This is a genomic window from SAR86 cluster bacterium (assembly GCA_029268615.1).
In the GTDB taxonomy this organism is placed as follows: domain Bacteria; phylum Pseudomonadota; class Gammaproteobacteria; order Magnimaribacterales; family Magnimaribacteraceae; genus JAQWNM01.
In genome coordinates this window covers 24,121-40,318 of the sequence record JAQWNM010000009.1, presented here as the reverse complement: position 1 = coordinate 40,318, position 16,198 = coordinate 24,121, and the positions used below count along the sequence as shown (strand labels likewise).

Genomic DNA, 16,198 nt, shown 5'->3' with positions numbered 1-16,198 from the left:
GTCATGGGCTATCCTAGACAACTATATTTAGATGTTAAGTTGGATGAGGCAGTTTGTTTAGATAATTTTATTTCTTGCAGTTCAACCCACCTCACTTTAAAAGCCCTTAATAATTTTCTTGAGGATGGCGCTATGATAACTTCCTTGTTTCTTTGGGGTCTATCAGGAACTGGAAAACATTATCTTTTGGAGGCGGTAAACAGGGGGTGCATAGATGCTTTAAAAAAGACTGGATTTATATCCTTTTCAAAACCAATAATTGATCCTTTAGAGGCAACTCAAGGATTCGATTTTTTAGATGTAATATTTATCCAAGACTTACATTTAATGCCTCAAACTAAAGATTGGGAAAGGGCGATATTTAATCTTATAAATACTAGTCTATTAAATGGCATAAAGATGTTTATTAGTTCCGGTAAGGTTGTGATGGATTTAGAAATTGAACTTCCTGATTTAAGGTCAAGACTCCTTGCCTTTACTGCGGTTGAAATACCTGAAATTTCTGATAATGAAAAAGCATCGGCACTTAGTGAATTTTCTGAAAGGAAAGGGTTAAGCATCGATGAAAGGACTATTGACTATATATTAACCCATACATCGAGAAGCCTAACTGATCTGATGAATTTGATAACTGAATTAGATGGATTTTCACTCGAAAAGAAAAGAAATTTGACCATACCTCTGGTAAGAGAATTATTACTCAATAAGTAAGGCAATCTGAACAAATAGCATAAATTCCCCTTGGGTCTTTAAATTTTTTGAAATCTTTAATAATAAGGCTAGGTTGTTCAATCATTAAATCTAAATCTAGCATGCTCAATATGGATTTAATGGATTTACTTAATAACCCTTCAAGAAGTAATTCTTTCCAATCTGACGATTCTTCAGGAAAGAACGGTTGATATTCTATTAATTCAGCTAAATTAGCTGCTTTACTAATTGCATCTGAAAGATTACCTAAGTTATCCACTAGGCCAATATTCAATGCTTGATTACCTGACCAAACTCTTCCTTGTGCAATTTTTTCTACCTCTTCCGTTGATAGATTCCTTTCTTCTGCAACTAAAGTAATAAATCTTTTATACCCATATTCAACAGAGGATTGAAAGATTTCAGAAATTTTTGGATTTATACTTCTAGAAAGGTTTTGACTCCCAGCAAGCTCGCTAGTACCTATGCCATCAGAGTGAATTCCAATATGATCCAAGCTTTTTTCAAAGGTTGGAAATGCTCCAAAAATCCCAATAGAACCAGTTATCGTATCGTGTGAAGCCCAAATCTCATCTGCGCTTGCAGCTATCCAGTATCCTCCTGATGCTGCTACATTTGACATAGAGGCAATAACTGGAATATTTTGTTTTTTGGCCTCAATTATCTCTTCTCTAATCACCTCAGAAGCAAAAGCGCTACCTCCTCCTGAGTCTATTCTTAAAACTATGGCTTTTACATCTTTATTATTTCTAGCATCTCTGATGAGTCTTGCTGTTGAATCGCCACCTATTTGTCCCGGAGGTTGGTTGCCATAAACAATTTCGCCCTTGGCAACAATTACAGCTATGTTCTTTAAGTTTGGCTTATCTTTTTCAGATTCAATGACTTGCCAATATTCATTAATAGAAATATTGTCAAAGGATTCATTGCCTTGTTCAGAGTTAGATCCTACTAATTCCTCAAGATATTCCCTGATTTGGGTTCTGTTTAGAATTTTATCAATTAAGTTAGCTTTCTTAGCAGCTTTTGCCATGTCTCCAAATTGATCCTTTATCAAAATATTAGCATTATCTGCATAGAACTGAATATCAGCTGGTTCTAAGCCTCTATTAATTGATACGTCTTCTTTCCATGATGACCATAAATCACCCATCCAAAACATACTAGCTTCTTTATCTTCAGCAGACATAGTATCCCTAATAAATGGTTCCATCGCAGACTTATAAGAACCTACTTTAAATAAATTAATACTTATTTTTAATTTATCTAAGAAGCTTTTATAGTAATTTCTATATCTAGAATATCCTTCTATTAATACAACTCCATCAGGATTTACAATGACTTCATCGGCATAGGATGCAAGGTAATAAGCACTTTGACTATAAGAATCTCCTATAGCAAGTATTTTTTTTCCTGAATCTTTTGCCTTTTTTAAAGCCTGACCTAGATCAAAAAGTACAGTTTGACCAGTACCCTGTATATTATCTAACTTTAAAACTATATATCCTATTCTAGGATCATCTTTAACTGCAGTAAGAACGTCTAATGCTTTTCTTGAACTTAATTCTATTGATTGATTGTCTGCAAATAATTCAGAAAAAGGATTAGCATTGCCCGTTATTTGCTCAACAATTGGGCCGTTTGGAGAAAAAAATAAAGCTTTATTAGACGGATCTTTAGTCGAATCAGAAAAGATAGAAAATAGAATGCTTAAAACTATAAGAATAGTAATAATAAGAAAAAAGGTATTAGATATAAAAACCCTGACAGATGATATGAAATTCCAAACTCTAGATGTCTTCTTTATTTCTGTATTCATTTTAATTTATTAATTTAAAAACATTTTCTGGAGGTCTGCCTACTATAGCAAGGTTACCTCTTGTTACTATAGGCCTTTCGATAAGTTTAGGGTTTTTTTGCATGAATTCTATTAATTCATTATCTGATAGATTCTTATTAGAAAGTTTTAGCTCTTTATACTTTTGTTCAGATTTTCGTAAAATATCTCTTGGATTTTTATTAAGTTTTATTAAAATTTCTTGGATTTCAGCAGAGGATAATGGATCTTGAATATATAAAACTATAATAGGATCAAAATTATTTTTTAATAAAATATCTAGAGTTTGTCTAGATTTACTGCATCTAGAGTTGTGATAAATGGTAAAATTATTCAACGTTATTCCTGATAAAACATAAATATACTACAAAAAACTATGTATTTTTTTAAATTAAGTGCCAAATTTACTTTCTTGTTAATTATTGGATTATTTTATTCTTGTTCTGAACCTGATTATCGTCTTTTAGATGGAAAAAATGGGTCTCTAGAAGATTTTAAAGATAAATGGTTGGTAATCAATTATTGGGCTGATTGGTGTCCTCCATGCATTAAAGAAATGCCTGAATTAGAATCTTTTTATAATGCCAATCAACAAGAAGTCTTAGTTTTAGCTCACAACTTTGATCAGTTAGAAGGAGAGGAGTTGAACGAACAAATTTTGAGATTTAAAGTAAATATTCCAAGTTTGCTAACTGATCCTAAAGACTTGTTCGGCTGGCCTATGCCAGAAAGTCTTCCGGCTACCTATTTCATAGATCCCAATGGCGAGGTAAAAGAAGTACTAATTGGGCCTCAAACTAGAGAATCATTAGAGGCCATTCTAAAAAAACTTAAAGTTAAGTAGCCTCATAGCAAGAATATTTCTGGATCTATAGAGGTTCCTTTTAGGTAAATTTGCCAATGAAGATGAGGTCCGGTAACCCTTCCAGTTTGACCAACTTCACCTAAAGTTGTTCCCGGAATAACTTTTTGATTTTTTCTCACATTTATTTTATTTAAATGGGAATATGAAGATATAAGACCCTGGCCATGATCTATAAAAATTACCTTTCCTCTATAGAAAAAATTACCTATTAGCAATACTTTTCCTGCCATAGGAGCTTTAATTGCAGTTCCAGTATCAGCTACAATATCAGTTCCTAAATGATTGCTTCTTGGAGTTCCATTTATATATCTTCTTACGCCAAACTCACTACTTATGATACCTTCTACAGGTAGTCTCATCCTGAGGTCAGAGAAAAATACATTTGAAGAATTATAATTAATAATTTCTGAAATTAAGGCGCGCTCTTTAGAGGCTCTAATAAGATTATCTTTGGAAGGGGCATTGAAATCATTATTGGTAATTTCTATCTTTGATATTCTGTATTCTTTAGGAGTAATTAAAAAATCTTTATAGGAATCAAAATTAATTTTTACACGAATGGTTTTGTCTTTATAAGATAAAGGAATTGGTTTAATGATGCGAAGTTGATTAGAAGATTCTATACATAGAAGTTGATCATCTGTTGAGGTGTTCTTACTATCATAGTCAAAACTTAATAAATCTACTTTGTAATTTACCAATCCTCCTGGAAAAGGTGAGTGAGAGGGAAACTGACAATTAACATAAGATTTAACGCTCAGCACGCAACTCGTTAATATATATATTAAAAGAAATGAGCTAAGAATCTTCAATTGATTCTTTTGAAATAACTTTTGCTTTAATTTTACCATCAGTTAGTCTTGCAATAATATTCTTACCTTCAGCTGTATTATCTTTCGATCTAATAATTTGACCATCAGGAGTTGTCAAAATTGAGTAACCTCTTGAAAGAACAGCTAAAGGACTTACAGCATCTAGAGTAGCTATTTGATTACTTAGTTTAGATTTATGACTATCAATTATTTTCTCTATTAAACCTTTCATTCGAACTAGTCCTGAATTAACAAGAAGTTCTTTAGATGAGATAGATTCTTTAGGGGAGGCAAAAGTAAGCCTGCTAATTAGGTTTTTAGTTGTTTGATTTTTATAGATAAAAATTGAATTTATCTCCTTTTTAATTTTACTTTCGTTTTCATCTACTCTTTGTGAGATTTCTCTTAAACGATCTCCCGGATGTCGAATCAATTTCGAAAGGTTCTTTAATAAATCATTTTTTCTGGATAAGATGGAGTGTAATGATTTTGACAGATTAATTTTCTTTTTTTCAAGTAGATCTGGCAAAATGCTTTGAGACTGACTAATAATTTCTGCAGCTGCAGATGGAGTGGGAGCTCTTAGATCAGCTACAAAATCAGCAATAGTAAAATCTGTTTCATGTCCAATTGCACTAATGATAGGTATCTTGCATAAAAAGATACTTCTTGCCACAGATTCAGTATTGAAAGCCCAAAGATCTTCTATTGATCCTCCTCCTCTTGCTAAAATAATTAAATCTATCTGACTAGACTTAGATGCAAGTTCAATGGCTTTGCAGATATTTTTAGATGCTTTTTCACCCTGGACCAAGGTAGGTATTAATATAAGTTCTAACATCGGCGATCGTCTTCCTAGAACATTGATAATATCTTGCAGTACTGCTCCATCTGGAGAAGTTATGGCAGCAACTCTAAATGCAGAAATAGGAATTTCTTGTTTATTACTTGTATCAAATAAACCTTCTTGATCTAATTTTTTCTTAAGATCTTCAAAGGCTCTGAGCAAGGCCCCTTCACCAGCAAGCTCAATATGTTTGACATTTAATTGGTATTTTCCTGTAGGTTGATAGATACTTATTTTTCCATTAAGAATTAGACGGTCTCCAACTTTTGGTTCAAATTGCATTTTATTATTTTCATAGCTCAACATTACACAACTGAGAGAAGATCTTTCATCTTTAATTGTGAAATACCAATGGCCGGATGAATAGGCTGTAAAGCTAGAAATTTCCCCTTCAATCCATGTTTGGAAAAATTCTTTTTCCAGTATGTTCCTAGACCTTTTATTAACTTCTGATACAGAAATTATTTCTTGGCTGTTATCTAGATAGTTTTCCATGATAATAGGCAGTATAACTGAGAGTTAAAATATTTCATTAATGGAAAAAACAAAAAATTCTGCTTGGGCACTAACAGCTATATTGGCTGGTGCTACCTTACTTGGGCTTTCTGCAATTTTTGTTCGTTGGAGTGAAGCCTCTCCATCTATTACTGCATTTTATAGAGCTCTGCTTGCCCTTCCTTTTCTTTTACTATGGGTTTATTTTGGAACTTCAAAAAAGAAGGTTAGTTTTAACTTTGAAAAAAAAACGTGGATATTTTTTATACTATCCGGAGCATTTTTTGGTGTAGATATGGCTTTATGGAATTGGTCAATTTATTTTACTTCCGTTGCTCATGCAACTTTAATGGCAAATACTGCCCCTGTTTTTGTATGTTTGATAAGTTTTTTTATTTTACGTAATCACATTCAGCCAATTTTTTTTATAGCTCTAATATTAGGATTATTAGGAGTCATCATTGTTATAGGTGCAGGTAGCGGGTCTAATAGTTCTAGACTTTTGGGAGACTCTTTCGGTCTTTTTGCCGCTATATTTTATGCTGGATATATTTTAAGCATTAAAAGATTAACAGTTATTGTAGAGCCTCCACAGGTGCTTCTAGTCTCAACTTTTTTTACTGCTTTATTTCTTTTACCTGTAAGCCTTATTGAATCAGGAGATTTTTTCTCTTCATCATATTTAGGTTGGCAGATACTTTTTGGCTATGCTCTAGTTAGTCAAGTTTTTGCTCAGGGATTAATAACATTTGGTATTTCTAGACTATCAGCTCATTTTTCTTCATTGACCTTATTAGTTCAGCCTATAGCGGCAACTATTTTTGGAATTGTGTTATTAGGTGAATTTGTTAATAAATGGCAAATTATAGGAGGGGTAGTAGTCCTCTCAAGCATATATCTGGCCAATGCAACCGAGAAGACTAGTCCCAATTAGGTTTCCTTTTTTCTAGAAAGGCTGTGATACCTTCTTTGGCATCATCGCTTTGAACACAAGCAGCTATTTGTTTTTGCAAAAAAGGAAGAGCTTCATCAAAACTCATTGCATCTTGTTCATTATATGCTGATAAGCCCATTTGCATGGTAGTAGGAGCTAAATTGGCTAGTTCTTTAGCTAGGTCATCGACTACTTCATCTAGTTTTTCTTTAGGTACAGATTGATTTACCAAGCCCCATGATTCAGCTTGTTTAGAGTCAATCGCCATACCTCTCATTACAAAATCTAACCCCGCTCTTTTTGGCATAACTCTAAACAAACCTGCCATAACCATAAAAGGCCAAATGCCTCTTAATATTTCTGGAGCAGAAAAGGTTGCATGATCTGCTGCAATAGCGTGAGTAGAATTAGTGACCATTAATAAAGCTCCGGCCAAGACTTTTCCTTGAATTTTAGCAATTACTGGCTTATTTAGATGTCTAATTGATAAACTTATATCTGAATTTCCTTTTAATTGAGGTACAGCAGATTTCGGCTGTTTTTCTCTACCTGACATATTCTTTAAATCAGCTCCAGCGCAAAATACATCACCTTCAGCAGCTAGAATCACAACCCTAATAGATCTTTCTTGCTTTGCAAAAGCTAGAGCGTAATTAATTTCATTTGTCATAACAGAATTTAATGCATTTTTTCTTTCCGGTCTGTCTAAAATAATTGTAAGAATATTTCCTTCAATATTTAATTTTGTTGCTTCAAAAACTAATCCATCTAATGATAATTTTTTTGTTGTATTCATAAATTCACCTAGTTCTCATCTAATAAAAAATCAGGAACTTCAATATTCTTTGCTCTAATATACTCCCCAAGTGATTTAGCTTGCCCATCTAGCCTAGTAGATGAAGATACACCATCTTGTAGAATGTCATGTACATAGAAATTTAGAGAAAGTATATTAGGTAGTTCATATCGATCTATATTAAATTCCTGAAGATCTGGTAATAATTCTTTAACTTTTTCTACTGTCAAGAATTCGTATAAGTAGGAATAAGAATCAGCTGTTTTAGCCCAAACTCCTAGATTTGCACAGCCCCCTTTATCTCCTGACCTCGTTCCATAAAGTTTTCCAAACGGAATATTTTTTGTTGTTTCTATCTCTGGTAATTCATTTTTATAAGGTATTTTTTGGTAAGAAACTTCATCTAATCCAAGTTGGCTAGTTGGGATAATTTCAATAGTTTTCCCATCAAGGTGTACTTTTTCTTTAATATATTGACTGTCTACCAAAGCAGGCCAATACTCTATATATGCTCCTGATGGCATGCCCGCTCTCCCAGTGTAACCAGGGATACTTGCTAAAGCCAATTCTGTAATTTTTGCGTTGAATAATCTCCCTACTAGATCAGGATTTTTAGACATAACAGAGATTCTCAAAGATGCTTGCGCTTCTTCATTCGAAAAGGGGTTTATTTTCTCAGTTCTATTTAGTTGAATATCTACTTTATCAAATTGCTCCTTTCCACCTAAATTATCAAAAATAAGATCAGTAACTAACTTAGATTTTTCTTCTATATCAAGTCCAGTTAACAAAATTTCTGTACCGTTTCTAAAACCACCTTGAAGATTAATACAAACTTTATGAGTTTGAGGGGCGCTGCTTCCTCTACAGCCCGAGACATGTACTCTATTATCTTGCTCTTGTTCTATTTTTAAAGTATCAAAATGGCCAATAACATCTGGGTTTAAGTAGGCCGGAGAATTAATCTCATAAAGTAGCTGAGCTGTAACAGTTCCAACAGAAACTAGGCCACCAGTATTGGGATGTTTTGTTATAGTAAAGCTGCCATCTTCAAATATTTCTGCTATTGGGTATCCAATATTAAAGAAAGAAGGAACTTCTTCGAAGAAAGAGTAATTTCCTCCTGTTGCTTGAGCTCCACATTCTATAATATGACCAGCTGCTAAGGATCCTGCTAGTGCATCATAGTTATCTCTGGACCAATTAAATCTCCATGCAGCAGGCCCTATAACTACAGCAGCATCTGTTACCCTTGGACAAACAACAATATCTGCACCATTATCAAGAGCTTCCTTGATTCCCCAAGCTCCAAAATATGCATTTGCAGTCAATGCACTTTTTCCATAATCTTTAAGTGAAATATCTTTTTCTATACTTTTCAGCAATACTCCCTTGTCGTGTAATTCATCGAGTCTAGGTATTAGATCATCTCCATCAATATATGCTACTTTCAAAGATAAATTTAGATCATTAATAATTTCTTCTATTTTTTGAGCCATGGATTCTGGATTCAATCCTCCAGCATTAGTTACAACTTTTATATTTTTTTCTTGGCAGGTTGTAGCTATTTCTTTGAATTGTTTTAGAAAAGTCCCGACATAACCATGTTCATCACCTCTTTTCATTTTTTGGCCATAAAGTATTGTCATAGTTAATTCAGCTAAATAATCTCCTGTTAAAATGTCAAGAGGACCGCCGTCAACCATATCTTTTGCCGCAGAAAGTCTATCTCCATAGAAGCCACTGCAATTACCTATTATTATTTTATTACTCACAGCTTTCCTCCTTATTTAAACTCAGTACATGAGTTTTTTCTTCTAAACCAATAAAGATAATCTCACTTATAGCCATAGCTGTGCTAACTGGATCTTGCTCAAAAGAGGAGTTTGCATACTGACGATTAAAGTCCCTTCCAAGTCCTGACAAGACATGAGCAAAAGCAGCTGTATCTACATCTCTTATTTCTTTTTCTTTTATTGCTTCTTTTAGGAGGCTTTGAGTAAAAGCTATTACGAAATTTTCATGGGCATCAACAAGCTCTTTGGCACCTTTCAATTCGCTAAAATCTCTAGAAAAGGCAAGGGTAGTAGGATGTAATGCCTTAGTGGTTATATTTAAATACTTTTTAAGTTGAGTAAGAGGAGAATCATTTAAATTTATTGAATTTTGAGCTTCTTTACCAATTTTAAATAAAAGCCTATCTACGGCTATTAAGACTAATTCTTCCTTACTCGGAGCTAACTCATAAAGTGTCCTTAAGGATACTTTCAATTTATTGGCTATTTGAGACATAGTGAGGTCTGGGATACCTGTTTTTATAAGATTTTCTAATTCATTTAGAGCTTCAAGTTGGCGTTTAGTTAAATTATTTTCATCTTTCTTTGATAAAAGAGGGCGAGGTGCTCTAAGGTTCTTAGATACAATAAAGTGATTTTTAAGAGAAGATGATCTTACGGCCATATTTTTATTGATTTGCTTCAACCACCATTAGCAATGCACCATTTTCTATTTGGTTACCTTCTTTTATAAATACTTCAGTAACTTTTCCATTTTCTGTTGCAGTTATCTGATGTTCCATTTTCATAGCTTCTAAAATAACTAGAATATCTCCTTTCTTTACTTTACTACCAACTTTTATCTTCAAGTCTATAACTTTTCCTGGCATTGGAGCTTTTAGACCTCCTGTTTCTATGTCTGATCCAGGAACTAGAAAACGAGGAAGAATCTCTAATAAAACATCTCCCCAAGGCATGTGAACTAAAATTCTATTTCCCTTTTTTGTAACTTTTGAAGAGAAGCGTTTATTATCTATTTCAACGTCTATTTCTTTTTTGCTCCACTTAATAATCCTTGCCGTTGAGTTTTTATTAAGATCAAAAAAACCATTTCGATTAGATCGGTATGCAACAGTAATATCCTGTTCTAGGTACTTAAATGAGGTCGTTTGTAGAGGAAGTCTAGAGTTTCTCCATCCAGAAGGTATTTCATTTAATAAGAGAGCATCATTCCTATTTTCACCTTGAATCCATAATGCAGCTATTGAAGTAGCATGATTGAGATCTTTCCCCTTTAAAATGATAGATCTTTTGGGGTTAGCTTTCTTAATGAAATCAGAAGTAGTAAGCCCTTTATGAAATTGTTTTGTTCTTAAAGATGCCACTAAAAAATCTCTATTAGTGGTTAGTCCTCCAATGTGAAGAGTTTCTAGTGCAAAAGCAAGCTTATTTGCGGCATCAGTTCGAGTACGAGCCGTAGATATAACTTTTGCTATCATTGGATCAAAGTCTGTGCCTATTATGGACCCTTTTTCTACACCAGTATCCCATCTAACTTTAATATCGGGATTAGCTTCAAAAGCTATTAGTTCTCCGGTAGCCGGCAAGAAGTCATTAGCTGGATCCTCGGCGTATAGCCTTGCTTCTATTGATGAGCCGCTCCAAGATATATCTTCTTGCGAGTAACCTAATTCTTCGCCTCTTGCGATCCTCAATTGTTCATAGACTAAATCTTTACCTGTGACTCCTTCCGTCACTGGATGCTCAACTTGAAGTCGAGTGTTAACTTCTAAAAACCAAAATTCTCCTGTTTTATCATCTACTAAGAATTCAATAGTTCCGGCGGATTCATATTTTAATTTCTTAGCAAGTTTTATGGCTGCTTCACCCATGGCATTTCTCATTTCGAGATCTACTCTAGGAGAAGGAGATTCCTCAATAATTTTTTGATGCCGTCTTTGGATAGAACATTCTCTTTCACCTAAGTGAACTATGTTACCTTTAGAGTCTCCTAATATTTGCATCTCAATATGTCTTGAGGCGTCAACATAACGCTCAATAAAAATCCTATCATCCGCAAATCCTGTCAAAGCTTCTCTCTTTGCTCCAATAATTGCTTCTTTAAGATCTTTTTCTGATTTAACTATCCTCATTCCTTTACCACCTCCTCCAGCTGCAGCCTTGATGAGTATGGGATAGCCAATATTTTTAGCTTTTTTAGGATCAGTAGTCATTGGCAAAGTTGGTACGCCCACTTTGTCAGCTATTTCTTTTGCTTTAAGTTTGTCTCCCATCGAAGATATGACCCTAGAACTCGGGCCAACCCAGATAAGTCCAGATTTGATAACGTCTCTTGAAAATTTAGCATTTTCTGATAAAAAACCATATCCTGGATGAATAGCTTGAGCTCCACAACAAAGAGCTGCTTCTATGATTTCTTTACCATCTAGATAATCTTCTTTTAGTTTAATGGCCTCATCTGCTTGTTTCACATATGGAGAATTAGTATCAGCATCAACATAAACAGCAACACATGTTATGCCCATTTCATGTGCACTTCTTATAATTCTGCAAGCAATTTCACCTCTATTTGCAATAAGTAATTTATGAAACGTCATAGTCTATACACTCCGTAACCCGATGTACCTTCAACAAGTTTCCCATTTACAATTGATAAGCACATACCCAGTACAGTTCTAGTATCTCTTGGGTCAATAATTCCATCATCACTAATAGCTCCAGTTGCCCTTAGAGCTAAAGAACCTTCTTCTTGAATTTTCTCTGCAAAAGCAACCATTTTAGCGTCTTCTTTTTCATCAAATTTTTCACCAGTTCTTGCTGCTCTAGCTCTCCTTACAATAGACATAACACCGGCTATTTGCTGCGGGCCCATAACAGCAATTTTTGCAGAAGGCCATAGAAACGTAAATCTATTATCAAATGCTCTTCCAGACATTGCATACGTTCCAGCCCCGTATGAATTTCCTAAAATTATAGTCAAATGAGGAACGGTAGAATTTGAAACTGCATTTAAGAATTGAGCCCCTTTTTTTATTTGACCATCTTTTTCATAGTCTTTGCCTACTACAAATCCAGTTATATTCTGCAGAAAAATAATGGGCACATCAATCTGGTTACATAGCTGGACAAAGTGAGCTCCTTTAGAGGCCGTGTCTGGAAAAATAGGACCATTATTTCCTAAAATTCCAACTGTGTAGCCATGTATAGACGCAAAACCGCAAACCATTGTAGATCCAAATAAAGGTTTAAATTCTTCAAATCTTGATCCGTCAACGACACGGCTAATGACTTCTTTGACATCAAAAGGTCTTTTTAAATCTGGATCCACTAAACCAAGTAAATCCTCTATCTCATTTATTGGTTCTTCAGATCTGTGGAGAGGTTTGTTACCTTCTTTTCTCCAATTAAGATGAGAAACTACTTCTCTGGCAATCCTGAGAGCATCCATTTCATCTTCGGCTAAATAGTCTGCTAATCCAGATTTCTCGGCATGCATTTGACCTCCGCCTAAAGTTTCATCATCTGATTCCTCTCCCGTTGCCATTTTTACCAATGGAGGACCTCCTAAGAAAACCTTAGACTGTTTTTTTATAAAAATATTATAATCTGACATCCCAGGTTGATAGGCACCTCCAGCTGTTGAAGATCCAAAAACAATTGAGATGGTTGGTATTCTTAGTTTAGATAATTCTGTCACGTCATAGAATGTTCTTCCTGATTCAGCAAAATGGCCTCCTCCAAGCATAGTACCTCTTTCTTTCCCTTTACCGCCTCCCATCCTTAGATCGCCTCCAGCAGATTCTACAAATTGGACATAAGGCAACTTATTTACTCTGGAGATTTCCATAGCTCGTGTCCATTTTTTTCCTGAATAAGCGTGCATGGCTCCCGCAAGGACAGTAGGATCATTAGCAAATATTACACATTCAGTTCCGGCTATAATACCAATACCAGCTACGCAGCCTCCACCAACAGGATAATCTGAATCATAAGCAGCTAAAGCGCTGATCTCTAAAAAAGGTGTATCAGGATCAAGAAAATTAGCGATTCTCTCCCGAACCGGCATCTTTCCTCGTGCAGCTAATCTTTCGTGGTGATGCATGCCACCACCAAGTTCAACATAATCCAAAAGGTCTTCTATATTTTCAAGTTTCTCAAGCATTGATTGCTTATTCTTTTCAAATGCTTCGGAACTAGTATTTAGATTAGTTATGATTGGAGGTGCAAGCGACATAATTTTTTTTATTTTTTAATTATTAAATCTAGGTCAATTTTTTTGAGTCTTGCAGAGTCCTTTCAAGGCCTTCAACTAATTCAGCCATGATTTCTGCGGCTGGCCTAACTTTTTTAATCATGCCTATACCTTGTCCTGCAAAACCAGGATTAATATCTTGTCTGCCATCAATATCTGCAGCTGCTAACACCTTGCCGGCAATAGCAGATTGATAGGGCATAGGAAGGGGGTCATGATCAGATCTTTCCCAAAAATCTGTCCATGCACTCCTTATAATTCTGGCTGGTTTTCCAGTAATAGAACGAGAAATAACCGTTCCTTCTTCAGTAGAATCTACAATTGCTTGTTTTTGGTGTGGATGAATTCCTGATTCTTCAGCGGCCAAAAAAGCTGAACCAATCCATACTCCCTCAGCGCCTAGCATGAGTGCAGCTGCTATACCTCTTCCGTCACTGATACCACCTGCTCCTAGAACTGGTATTCCATTAGCTGCATCTACAACTTGAGGCAGTAAAGCCATGGTACCTATTGGAGAATTATGGCCTCCAGCATCGTGACCTTGGGCTACAATTGCATCAACATTTGCAGCTGCTACTTTAACTGTATGCCTGACAGCGCCGACAACAGTCATTACTTTAGTATTATTTGCTCTCATTCTTTCCATCCAAGGGTCAGGGTTACCTAATCCAGCTGCATAGACAGGAACTTTTTCCTCAATTACTACTTCCATTTGGGCTTCAAAAAATTCTTTTGTAAACAGACCTACACTTTCAATGGCAGTTGCTTCCCTGTCTTCCTCAACTATCTTAAGTCCTTGTTCAGTCATGAATTGCATAGCCATTTTCTTATAATCAGCTACAAGATCCGCAGGGTCTTGACCTTGATTTTGCTTAATATTTCCTCCTCCTCTTACAGACATGGGAAGTAAAGTATCTACACCAAAAGGTTTGTCAGTTAACTCCCTAGTTTCTTTTATCCATCGCCTCATTTGCTCGGGTGTGCAAGCTGCAGCTCCTAGTACGCCTAGGCCTCCTGCATTAGAAACGGCTGCTGCTAATGCCGGATTAGCAGCTCCTCCCATGCCAGCTAAAAAGATGGGATATTTAATTCCAAAAGTGTCACAAATCCTGCTTTTGATAGCCATAATTCTCTCCTCTTAAAATGATTTTTCTATATGGTAATATCTTAATATAAATATTACCAGTTTCAAACTAATTGATTTAATTAAGTCTTAGTGAGAAAAGCTTTACATATTTTTTATGTATGACAACATCAGATTAAGTAAATTTCTAAAAAGAGGAAAAAAAATGAAAAAAATAAAATTGCTAATTATAATTTCAATAGGATCTCTATCCTTGAATGTGCTCTCTATGGGGCATGCAACCAGTCCAGAAGCAATAGCAGAAGAATGGGTGGCTGCTACCTTTACCGGCAAAGAAGAAACAAGATCTATGGTGACTAATCATTTAGCGGATGATGGAATTCAGTCCCCAGGTAGATATGTAGGTTTTGGTTTTCAGTTTGATCCAAATGCTGATAAGGGAAAAATGAAAGTTACTTACATAACTCCAGGAAGTCCAGCTTCAGAGGTACTAAAAGTAGGCGATGAATTTGTTTCAGTTAGAGGAGTGCAAGTAAGAGAAGGGAATATGGATAAACTTTCTTTTAGAGGAAAGCCAGGAGAGAAAGTAAAAGCTCGCATTAAACGTGATGGAAGAGCCATGAATATAGAAGTTGCCAGAGGAGTTATAGCTGGGGAATATTCTAAATCTGGTATTTTAGATAATATAAATAGTGGTGATGGAGATAATTGGGCTGCCGATGAGTTTGAAATTATGGAAGTTCTCAGCAAAGGTAATATTGTATATGTGCTTGATAGGTCAACAAGAACAGAGCAGGCTACTGGTCTCCCTTATAAAGCATACAAAGTCACAAGATTTGTATTCAATGAAAATGGCATGGTGTCGGAATTTGGCGCATTAACTGAAGATCGTTTTATACTTGAACAACAAGGTTATACTATTTCAAGATAGATATTCATATAGTTGGACGCAGTATTTTATTCAATAGTTGTGGGCCTAGGAAGCCTCTGGCTTGGTTTCCAAATAATTTGGATAGCCGGACTTCCTAAGCAATTACAATCTATTAAAGATTCAAGAGTTTACTCAGAAGGAAGCAAGGAAGCATTTATGGCGTTTTGGTTTAATCAGTACGCTTGGATTGGGTTTATTTTGATCCTGCTTGGATTGATTTCAATTACTGTGGGAGCTATATTGTGATTCCTATTACCTTATTATACGCTGGTATTTTAGGGTTATTATCAGTGCTTCTTGCTAACCAAGTTATGTTAGTAAGAGTCAAGGGGAAATCAGAGGAATCATGGCGAGCACATGCAACAGAAAGAGTGCAAGCAAATTTTGTTGAGAATGTTCCTTTGGCAGTTCTTTTATTATTTATATTCGAATTCTCTTCTGGTGCTTTTCTTGCCACACATCTTTTTGGTGTCTTTTTAGTTTTATTTAGATTACTTCATGCATGGGGCATGAGTAAATACGAAGGAGCAAACTACCCCAGACTAATAGGGGCACAAGGTACTTTCCTTCTTATTTCTATTTTATCTTTTAGTTGTATATATCAAGCAGTTTTATTTTTATAAATCACTCACCAAACTATACCCTTTAATTAAATTATTAAAACTTAGAGAAAGCTCAATCTAAAAACGAACTCGTGACTTCTAGAAACTTGGATAATATAATTCTCGCTTCTTCTGGGCGATTAACTCAATTGGTAGAGTGCCACCTTTACACGGTGGAAGTTACAGGTTCAAGTCCTGTATCGCCCACCATTAAAAGCCTTTCTAAATAAGCTTAA

At 35.1% G+C, this 16,198-nt stretch carries 16 protein-coding genes and 1 tRNA gene; 7 read left to right on the top strand and 10 right to left on the bottom strand.

Going from position 1 to position 16,198, the window contains the following annotated elements; translation table 11 throughout:
* Window positions 1–3: 3 nt before the first annotated feature.
* Window positions 4–711: a DnaA/Hda family protein gene (locus tag P8J93_03870; GenBank protein ID MDG2060940.1), complete on the top strand. Its 708-nt coding sequence runs from the start codon at window positions 4–6 to the stop codon at window positions 709–711.
* Here P8J93_03870 and sppA read toward each other — a convergent pair.
* Window positions 701–2,530: a signal peptide peptidase SppA gene (gene sppA, locus P8J93_03865; GenBank protein MDG2060939.1), complete on the bottom strand. Its 1,830-nt coding sequence runs from the start codon at window positions 2,528–2,530 to the stop codon at window positions 701–703. The two genes, P8J93_03870 and sppA, sit on opposite strands and share 11 nt — an antisense overlap.
* A 1-nt stretch (window position 2,531) precedes the next feature.
* On the bottom strand, window positions 2,532–2,885 hold the full coding sequence (arsC, locus tag P8J93_03860) for an arsenate reductase (glutaredoxin) (protein MDG2060938.1): 354 nt from the start codon (window positions 2,883–2,885) through the stop codon (window positions 2,532–2,534).
* A gap of 39 nt (window positions 2,886–2,924) precedes the next feature.
* On the opposite strand from arsC, the gene P8J93_03855 reads away from it, so the two are divergent.
* The gene (locus P8J93_03855) at window positions 2,925–3,392 is read left to right on the top strand and encodes a TlpA disulfide reductase family protein (GenBank protein ID MDG2060937.1); all 468 of its coding nucleotides are present in this window, start codon (window positions 2,925–2,927) and stop codon (window positions 3,390–3,392) included.
* Window positions 3,393–3,394: 2 nt separating this feature from the next.
* On the opposite strand, the gene P8J93_03850 is transcribed toward P8J93_03855, so the two are convergent.
* Both P8J93_03850 and xseA read right to left on the bottom strand, forming a co-directional pair.
* A complete protein-coding gene (locus P8J93_03850; protein MDG2060936.1) occupies window positions 3,395–4,114 on the bottom strand; it encodes a M23 family metallopeptidase in 720 nt (239 codons plus the stop codon).
* A gap of 97 nt (window positions 4,115–4,211) precedes the next feature.
* Entirely contained in the window at window positions 4,212–5,567 is a 1,356-nt protein-coding gene (gene xseA / locus P8J93_03845; protein MDG2060935.1) for an exodeoxyribonuclease VII large subunit, read from the bottom strand.
* Between the two features lie 40 nt (window positions 5,568–5,607).
* On the opposite strand from xseA, the gene P8J93_03840 reads away from it, so the two are divergent.
* Window positions 5,608–6,501, top strand: coding sequence for a DMT family transporter (locus tag P8J93_03840; GenBank protein MDG2060934.1), 894 nt, complete (start codon window positions 5,608–5,610; stop codon window positions 6,499–6,501).
* Here P8J93_03840 and P8J93_03835 read toward each other — a convergent pair.
* Genes P8J93_03835 through P8J93_03810 form a run of 6 tightly spaced genes read right to left on the bottom strand, consistent with a single transcriptional unit; the run spans window position 6,488 to window position 14,471 of the window.
* Window positions 6,488–7,297, bottom strand: coding sequence for an enoyl-CoA hydratase-related protein (locus P8J93_03835; GenBank protein ID MDG2060933.1), 810 nt, complete (start codon window positions 7,295–7,297; stop codon window positions 6,488–6,490). The two genes, P8J93_03840 and P8J93_03835, sit on opposite strands and share 14 nt — an antisense overlap.
* A gap of 8 nt (window positions 7,298–7,305) precedes the next feature.
* Entirely contained in the window at window positions 7,306–9,072 is a 1,767-nt protein-coding gene (locus P8J93_03830; GenBank protein MDG2060932.1) for a DUF1446 domain-containing protein, read from the bottom strand.
* Complete coding sequence (locus P8J93_03825) at window positions 9,065–9,757, bottom strand: TetR/AcrR family transcriptional regulator (protein MDG2060931.1); 693 nt, start codon at window positions 9,755–9,757, stop codon at window positions 9,065–9,067. The genes P8J93_03830 and P8J93_03825 overlap by 8 nt, the downstream gene beginning before the upstream one ends.
* A gap of 4 nt (window positions 9,758–9,761) precedes the next feature.
* Entirely contained in the window at window positions 9,762–11,690 is a 1,929-nt protein-coding gene (locus P8J93_03820) for a biotin carboxylase N-terminal domain-containing protein (protein MDG2060930.1), read from the bottom strand.
* Window positions 11,687–13,327 carry an acyl-CoA carboxylase subunit beta gene (locus P8J93_03815; GenBank protein ID MDG2060929.1) on the bottom strand — a complete coding sequence of 547 codons (1,641 nt, stop codon included), beginning with the start codon at window positions 13,325–13,327 and terminating at the stop codon, window positions 11,687–11,689. Before P8J93_03815 ends, P8J93_03820 begins: the two co-directional genes overlap by 4 nt.
* Window positions 13,328–13,355: 28 nt before the next feature.
* Window positions 13,356–14,471 (bottom strand): nitronate monooxygenase, encoded by a 1,116-nt coding sequence (locus P8J93_03810; protein ID MDG2060928.1) that lies wholly within the window; start codon window positions 14,469–14,471, stop codon window positions 13,356–13,358.
* A 163-nt stretch (window positions 14,472–14,634) separates the two neighbouring features.
* On the opposite strand from P8J93_03810, the gene P8J93_03805 reads away from it, so the two are divergent.
* From P8J93_03805 to P8J93_03790, 4 genes are all read left to right on the top strand, one after another.
* Entirely contained in the window at window positions 14,635–15,360 is a 726-nt protein-coding gene (locus P8J93_03805) for a PDZ domain-containing protein (protein MDG2060927.1), read from the top strand.
* Window positions 15,361–15,372: 12 nt separating this feature from the next.
* Window positions 15,373–15,606: a hypothetical protein gene (locus P8J93_03800; GenBank protein ID MDG2060926.1), complete on the top strand. Its 234-nt coding sequence runs from the start codon at window positions 15,373–15,375 to the stop codon at window positions 15,604–15,606.
* Window positions 15,603–15,983, top strand: coding sequence for an MAPEG family protein (locus tag P8J93_03795; GenBank protein ID MDG2060925.1), 381 nt, complete (start codon window positions 15,603–15,605; stop codon window positions 15,981–15,983). The genes P8J93_03800 and P8J93_03795 overlap by 4 nt, the downstream gene beginning before the upstream one ends.
* Window positions 15,984–16,096: 113 nt before the next feature.
* A tRNA-Val gene (locus P8J93_03790) sits at window positions 16,097–16,172 on the top strand.
* Window positions 16,173–16,198: the final 26 nt, after the last annotated feature.

Bases quoted from the DNA above. Each gene is read 5' to 3' on its own strand.
- P8J93_03840 (MDG2060934.1), top strand. From the start codon at position 5,608: ATGGAAAAAACAAAAAATTCTGCTTGGGCACTAACAGCTATATTGGCT.
- P8J93_03855 (MDG2060937.1), top strand. From the start codon at position 2,925: ATGTATTTTTTTAAATTAAGTGCCAAATTTACTTTCTTGTTAATTATT.
- sppA (MDG2060939.1), bottom strand. From the start codon at position 2,530: ATGAATACAGAAATAAAGAAGACATCTAGAGTTTGGAATTTCATATCA.
- P8J93_03810 (MDG2060928.1), bottom strand. From the start codon at position 14,471: ATGGCTATCAAAAGCAGGATTTGTGACACTTTTGGAATTAAATATCCC.
- xseA (MDG2060935.1), bottom strand. From the start codon at position 5,567: ATGGAAAACTATCTAGATAACAGCCAAGAAATAATTTCTGTATCAGAA.
- P8J93_03805 (MDG2060927.1), top strand. From the start codon at position 14,635: ATGAAAAAAATAAAATTGCTAATTATAATTTCAATAGGATCTCTATCC.
- P8J93_03835 (MDG2060933.1), bottom strand. From the start codon at position 7,297: ATGAATACAACAAAAAAATTATCATTAGATGGATTAGTTTTTGAAGCA.
- P8J93_03825 (MDG2060931.1), bottom strand. From the start codon at position 9,757: ATGGCCGTAAGATCATCTTCTCTTAAAAATCACTTTATTGTATCTAAG.
- P8J93_03815 (MDG2060929.1), bottom strand. From the start codon at position 13,327: ATGTCGCTTGCACCTCCAATCATAACTAATCTAAATACTAGTTCCGAA.
- P8J93_03820 (MDG2060930.1), bottom strand. From the start codon at position 11,690: ATGACGTTTCATAAATTACTTATTGCAAATAGAGGTGAAATTGCTTGC.
- P8J93_03870 (MDG2060940.1), top strand. From the start codon at position 4: ATGGGCTATCCTAGACAACTATATTTAGATGTTAAGTTGGATGAGGCA.